The organism is Actinomadura sp. NPDC048032 (assembly GCF_040653175.1).
Lineage (GTDB): Bacteria > Actinomycetota > Actinomycetes > Streptosporangiales > Streptosporangiaceae > Spirillospora > Spirillospora verrucosospora.
This window is the reverse complement of sequence record NZ_JBEZJP010000813.1, coordinates 1-1,243: the sequence shown is the minus strand read 5'-3', so window position 1 is coordinate 1,243 and position 1,243 is coordinate 1. Positions and strand designations below refer to the sequence as shown.

General features: G+C 71.2%; 1 protein-coding gene. It reads right to left on the bottom strand.

Annotated features, from left to right (window positions below; translation table 11 throughout):
- Window positions 1–107: 107 nt before the first annotated feature.
- Window positions 108–1,243, bottom strand: a 1,136-nt coding sequence (locus AB0C69_RS42420; protein ID WP_360362642.1) for a class II 3-deoxy-7-phosphoheptulonate synthase, incomplete at its 5' end; no start/stop codon positions are given.

The following is a 1,243-nucleotide window of genomic DNA, read 5'->3' as shown; positions in this document are numbered from 1 at the left end:
CCTCGTGCCGGACGGCCTCGATCCGCCCGCACGGCTCGTCCGTGGACCACAGCGGATCGAGCAGCCCGAGGTAGTCCTCCGGCAGGAGCGGGGTCAGAGAAAGCCGGTCAGACCGACTTGCGGTACAGCTCCGCGACCATGAAGGCCAGGTCCAGCGACTGGCCCCGGTTGAGCCGGGGGTCGCAGGCCGTCTCGTAGCGCTGGTGCAGGTCGGCCTCGGCGAGCCCCTGGCCGCCGCCCACGCACTCGGTCACGTCGTCGCCGGTGAACTCGATGTGGATGCCGCCCGGGTGGGTGCCGAGGGCCCGGTGGACCTCGAAGAACCCGGCCACCTCGTCGAGCACGTCGTCCAGCCGCCGGGTCTTGTGCCCGCTCGGCGCCTCGAACGTGTTGCCGTGCATCGGGTCGCAGATCCACGCGACCGGGGCCCCGCTCTGGTGGACCTTCTCGATCAGCGGCGGCAGCGCGTCGCGGATGCGGTCGGCGCCCATGCGGGTGATGAAGGTGAGCCGGCCGGGCTCGCGCTCCGGGTTCAGCCTCTCCATCAGGGCCAGCGCGTCGTCGGCGGAGGTCGTCGGGCCGAGCTTCACGCCGATCGGGTTGCGGATGTGGCGCAGGAACTCCACGTGCGCCCCGTCCAGCTGCCGGGTCCGCTCGCCGATCCACAGGAAGTGCGCCGACACGTCGTAGGGCAGGCCGCTCAGATGGTCGATGCGGGTCAGCGCGCGCTCGTACTCCAGCAGCAGCGCCTCGTGGCTGGAGTAGAACTCCACCCCGTGGAACTCGTCGGGGTTCGCCCCGCACGCCTTCATGAACGTCAGCGCCCGGTCGATCTCGCCCGCCAGCTGCTCGTAGCGGCGGCCCGCCGGGCTCTGGGCGACGAAGTCCTGGTTCCAGGCGTGCACCTGGCGCAGGTCGGCGTAGCCGCCCTTGGTGAACGCCCGGCACAGGTTCAGCGTCACCGCCGAGCAGTGGTAGGCCTTGAGCAGGCGATGCGGGTCGTTGCGGCGGGAGTCCGCGTCGAAGGCGAAGCCGTTGACCGCGTCGCCCCGGTAGGCGGGCAGCTCCACGCCGCCGCGGGTCTCCACGGGCTTGGAGCGCGGCTTGGCGTACTGGCCCGCCATCCGGCCGATCTTCACGACGGGAACGCTCGCCGCGTAGGTGAGGACGACCGCCATCTGCAGCAGCGTCTTCAGCTTGTTCTTGACCGCGTCGGCGTTCGACCCCTCGAACGTCTCGGCGC